The following is a 4,848-nucleotide window of genomic DNA, read 5'->3' on the forward strand; positions in this document are numbered from 1 at the left end:
ATTTCAGGACGTTCAGTTCAGAAAAAATTGCGTTCATTTCATTTGGTAATTGATTTTTGATGTTTTTTAAGTGTATCATAAGAGCAAGAACTCCTTGTTTTTAGATTTGTCGTTAAATCCATTATAAAACAAAAGGAGTTCTTTTTGTATCCTTTGAACAAAAGTCAAGCGAACCATTATTTTACTATCAGCGTTGTTCTATCAAAGGGACATCATCATTTTGGGTATGCGAAACTTGAGTTTATTAATTAAAGATTCCAGTATCTAAGAAAGTTCCTGAAAAGGCTCGACTTACTACTTAGAAGTTCTTTTTTATCTATCTTTTTAGTGAACGCACAAGTTATTCCTTCTAATTTGCCTGCTCTTTAAAAAAACAGTCTTCGTCAGTTAACTAAACACCTTTTTTAAACATCATAAATGAATAAGCAAATGGAACAAGAACTACTGCGACAATTGGAATTATTAGAAGCCATCCTTGTAGTAAAAATGCATTCAAAATAAATATCAAACCACTAATGATAAATAACCAACTAGCTAAACGATTGGTTCAATTCCAATTTTCTTTACTATTTAACGTCCAAGGGATTCTAATTCCAATAGTGTAATTTTGTTTCACCTTATGCAGATAATTTCCTAAAACGATAAAAACAACACCGACAAGAAGGTTTATCAATAAACCAGTATTTACTCTATAGCCTAAAGCAGACATATATGTTGATAGATAAACAATAATGGAAATGATTGGGATCAACCATAGGACCGCTCTAAATATTTTCGTATTAATGTTCTTTATTCGTACCAAAATGAGTCGCTATTTGGTCTGGTAAACTTCCCCAAAGCAGCAAACCCACTACCATTGGAAATAAAATTAGCAAACTTGTAACGATCATTGTCTTTTTGTATTCATTTCTCTTCTCCATTCCGATTTATCAACGAGATATATTTTCTTTTGTAATAAAAACAAAATATATAAATAAAACTACCACTATGAGTAGCATTGCAAGCCCAATAGTAAAAATAGTTTTACTTTGCTTTATTTTACTTAGTATTAAAAGAATAATGCTAATAATGAAAAATACTATATATACGGTAGAAAAAGTCAACAAGTTTCCCCTCCATTCTGTCTATACTTTCTTGTAAGCCCTCTTCTATAACTGTCCCCGCTCTTTACTTGTTCCAAAACAGTCAACTACTTTTATACAAGTTTTGTAAAAAAGGATAGCACGATATCCGAGGGTGAAACAAAATAAATCGGAATGAACGTGTCATAAATTGGTTCGTTAAAAAACAAAGTAGCCAAAATAAAATGTTGAATGAAATAATCTAAAATGTTTTATTGTTGTTTTTGGGTTTTTTCTTGAAAATAAGAATGTTTCTTCTCAAAAATACTTAAACAACCCATGAAAGCAAGAGCCGCAATCAACATAGTAGTAATCGATACAGTCCAGTTTGGCTCGGTTAAGAAAAAAATTGAAATACTAATAATAAAGTCTATCCACCAAAGTACGCGATAAAATCCATACTTCCAATCAATCACAATGTTATCTACATCCAATTTAATCGAATCTCAAATGATTCAAATCACTCCTTTTCACTAAAATATAATCTGTTATTATATGTTGAAAGCGCAAATACACTGATATTATGGTTGGCTAATAAAGACGATAATTTAGATAATATTCACACTAAAGCGAAGTTTAGGAGTTTCGAATTTACAAAAGTAACTATTAGATTTTTACACCCAATAATGCTCTCTAACATACTTTTATGCAAAAGAGGAATCAGTTCTTTTTGGGTGGTATTTCCTTCTAATCTACTCTAATATACAGTAAAGTGTTAGCAAATTGTTAGCAGATTTTAGGGGGCCAATAACTACTACTAGAATTTTCGACCGTTAAGGCCCTCGATAACTACTACCAAATAAAAAAGCTATTTATCGGAGAAATTTTAGATATTTTTTAGTAATTGCGATTAAACGTTTCTATATTTGATAGGAACGTTTTTTCGGTTAAATTGATATTAAATTTGTTTAAATATACAAGAGTTAACAGATATAATTGACTTTGTACTTACTTGTGAAAAACAATAAACCAAAACTTTAAAATGGACTTGTAAATTATCAAACAGAAACCATGTTATTACTTAAAGTAATCCAACACTAAACCTTATCAAACAACTTTTTCGCAGAAAAAACTCTAACGATTTAAAATTGTCTGAAGAGATTGAATTTGAGAAGAGGCAGGTAAACGAGCACATAACGACCATTTCTCTATCATTCAAGTTGTATTCGTATAGCCAATGTGCAATGGTATCGTAGTTATTTTACTAAATACTATTAGACAAAATTCTTTAAATAAAAACAGCTTATTTATCCATTCTCATGGTGAATAACGTAATTCAAAGCGATCTTACCGTGGCGCAAATATAACTTGCTATTTTAAAACAGAAAAAACGGATAGTTTTATTGATTATGAAGTATAAAAGATAACAACTTATCAGCTTGTTTCTATATGTTACGACAGTTACTATCGTACGTCAATTATTATCATACACCTTAACATGCCTTCTTCACATGACGATTTTGAAGAAAAAGATCCCCTCTCAAGGTCTTTAATAAAGGTCATAGTTATATGATATGTTTTCGTTCTTTTACTTTTTCTATTCCATTAATGGATTTCCAACTGTTAATGATTGCTAACCTAATCGCTGATCAAAATCAGTAATTTCTTTAATATGACTTTTTGATAAGGCCATAAATGCTGCTGTTAACCCATGTAAAGCCGTAATGTCTTTCATGGTTACCTCTGTTCCAGGAAAATGCTCAAAGACAAAAAAATTTAAACATTGGATTAAGCCGTCTAATTCAAATCCACTTTGATAAATCTCAGTAAAAGCTTGTATTTCTTCTTCTTTATCCATTATTCGTTCCTCCGTTCCATTCTTTTTTCCATAAATTTTTCATTGACGCTATCCATAACGTTTGCACAATGTGATAAGATACTAACTTAGCGTAAATAGGGAAAGCCTTTCTACGATGTATTGAATGTTCACATAAAATGTTCGATTAAAAAAGTTTAGCCTTCTTCTATTTTTGCCATTCGTTGGTTGAAATAATCTTCATAATCTTCCTTCAAAATTTTATGCAAGGGTTCTATTTGATTAAATTCATAGCCTTCTTTCTTTTTTTGAATGTACCAATCAAATAAAATATCTTCTCCTTTTCGTAAAATGACCATCAAACGGTCTTTTTCTTTCATATCAAAGTTCTCAATGGAATAAGATTGTTCTTGTAATGCTTCAATAACCAACTGATTTTCTAAAAATTGCATATAAGAATCCAAAACATCACCTTTTTTCTTTAAATTAACCAATGTTTCTTGTCTTTCAATCGCTTTTTCTCCCATGTCTATTATTTCATCTTCGATTTTCCCCGTTTGGTCATATAACTCATCTCTTCTTTTTTCTAAGGAATTAATCCTTTGTTTTGTTTCTTCTTTTCTCACTTCGTATCGATTCATTCTCAGTTCCTCCTTTTCTATTTTGTTAATTTAAAGCCTTTTCATAATTAAAAAGATTTATCAAAGCACTAAAAAGATTTACTTTAGAACTTACAACATTATTATAAAGTTCTGTTTTAGAACTGTCAAGTTCTGTATTGAATATATTTGTAATATTTATTTTAAATCATGATAAACTGAAATAAATCTTCATAGGAAGGACAGCAAGATGAAAACTTACGAACGACTCAAACAATTGAGAGAAGAAAAAGGACTAACACAAAATGAGATTGCTCAATCATTAGATATCGATCGAAGCGTGTATAATAAAATCGAAACCAACGTTCGGCCTATACGAGAAAATGAATTAATCACTATTGCGGATTTTTTTAGTGTTTCAACCGATTATCTTCTTGGACGAACAAGCCAAAAATATGATATATCCGATTTGCAAAAAGAAAAAGATATCGCTAAACAAATCGAAAACACGATTAACCAAGTTACAAATGACACTGACCTTAATTTTTATGGTCGATCGATAAATTACGAAGAACGAAAATTTTTAGAGACTGTCTTAAAAATGAGCTTGCGTTTAAGTAAAGAAGAATTTAAAAACTAGTTTGCTCAAGTGACCTCTCTCTACTTCAAGTCAATACAGTAAAGTGAAAAAATTCGCCTGGATTTTGTAATCTATATCTTTCTTTTGCCCACCTTTTTCTATTTTTCCAGCTACCCTGTTGAGTTTTGTCGCCGTCTATTTGTGAAACTTCGAACTATTTTAACTAAGCTTTTATACCTGAAGAATGGCTTGAATCACTTCGTTAACAATAACTAATTCATTGTCGCTTAAATAATCTAATTGTCTTTCGACTTGCTTCCTCTTGTTACTTTTTCCATCCGTTAATTCTGTTAAAAATAATCCATCAATGGAGATATCTAATAGGTTTACCAGTTCATACAGGACCTGCACACTCGGATGTTGCCCTTTATTTTCAATATTAATCCTGAATGATTTATAAATTTTTCCAAGAATGATTCAATCATTGGTATGCTCATTTTTCTAAAAGTTTAGTTGCTTCACCTTCTGGGTGTACAAAAAGAACGCACTTCGTGTTATTGTAAAGTCGACAAAACATAACAATAAAGGAGTGCGTTCTTATGTCTATTACTTTACAACAAAATTCTCTTACATTCAATGAGCAAAAAGTCATCTCAATAGCCAACGACGGTGGTACCTTAACCAATGACGCGGGGCTCGTCTTACTTTCGGAGTTTCTAAATCAAATTCATTTTGATTCACTGTTAGCGCAATACGTTCATATTCCAGAGCATCGTTTCTTCGCCCAACATG

Annotated in this window: 7 protein-coding genes and 1 pseudogene; 2 read left to right on the forward strand and 6 right to left on the reverse strand. The window is 30.9% G+C overall.

All coding sequences use genetic code 11. The annotated features are described in order from the left end of the window. Window positions 1–547: 547 nt before the first annotated feature. The 5 genes from G577_RS12735 to G577_RS0109900 all read right to left on the reverse strand — a co-directional run bounded on the left by G577_RS12735 (window position 548) and on the right by G577_RS0109900 (window position 3,518). Complete coding sequence (locus tag G577_RS12735) at window positions 548–709, reverse strand: SdpI family protein (RefSeq protein ID WP_425314963.1); 162 nt, start codon at window positions 707–709, stop codon at window positions 548–550. A gap of 70 nt (window positions 710–779) precedes the next feature. Then, the gene (locus G577_RS12380; RefSeq protein WP_211219237.1) at window positions 780–920 is read right to left on the reverse strand and encodes a DUF1648 domain-containing protein; all 141 of its coding nucleotides are present in this window, start codon (window positions 918–920) and stop codon (window positions 780–782) included. 413 nt (window positions 921–1,333) lie between these two features. After that, complete coding sequence (locus G577_RS0109890) at window positions 1,334–1,555, reverse strand: hypothetical protein (protein WP_028791032.1); 222 nt, start codon at window positions 1,553–1,555, stop codon at window positions 1,334–1,336. 1,139 nt (window positions 1,556–2,694) lie between these two features. Continuing rightward, a complete protein-coding gene (locus tag G577_RS0109895) occupies window positions 2,695–2,919 on the reverse strand; it encodes a hypothetical protein (protein WP_028791033.1) in 225 nt (74 codons plus the stop codon). 155 nt (window positions 2,920–3,074) lie between these two features. Further along, window positions 3,075–3,518, reverse strand: coding sequence for a hypothetical protein (locus G577_RS0109900; protein WP_028791034.1), 444 nt, complete (start codon window positions 3,516–3,518; stop codon window positions 3,075–3,077). Window positions 3,519–3,726: 208 nt separating this feature from the next. On the opposite strand from G577_RS0109900, the gene G577_RS11475 reads away from it, so the two are divergent. Continuing rightward, window positions 3,727–4,116 carry a helix-turn-helix domain-containing protein gene (locus G577_RS11475; RefSeq protein WP_038027736.1) on the forward strand — a complete coding sequence of 130 codons (390 nt, stop codon included), beginning with the start codon at window positions 3,727–3,729 and terminating at the stop codon, window positions 4,114–4,116. Window positions 4,117–4,287: 171 nt separating this feature from the next. Here G577_RS11475 and G577_RS11480 read toward each other — a convergent pair whose 3' ends face one another. Beyond that, window positions 4,288–4,467 carry a hypothetical protein gene (locus tag G577_RS11480; RefSeq protein WP_155988508.1) on the reverse strand — a complete coding sequence of 60 codons (180 nt, stop codon included), beginning with the start codon at window positions 4,465–4,467 and terminating at the stop codon, window positions 4,288–4,290. Between the two features lie 188 nt (window positions 4,468–4,655). Between G577_RS11480 and G577_RS11485 the strand changes: the two are divergent. Further along, window positions 4,656–4,848, forward strand: a pseudogene (locus G577_RS11485) (IS1380 family transposase); the annotation flags it as partial.

This window comes from Tetragenococcus muriaticus DSM 15685, assembly GCF_000423785.1.
GTDB classification, from domain to species: domain Bacteria; phylum Bacillota; class Bacilli; order Lactobacillales; family Enterococcaceae; genus Tetragenococcus; species Tetragenococcus muriaticus.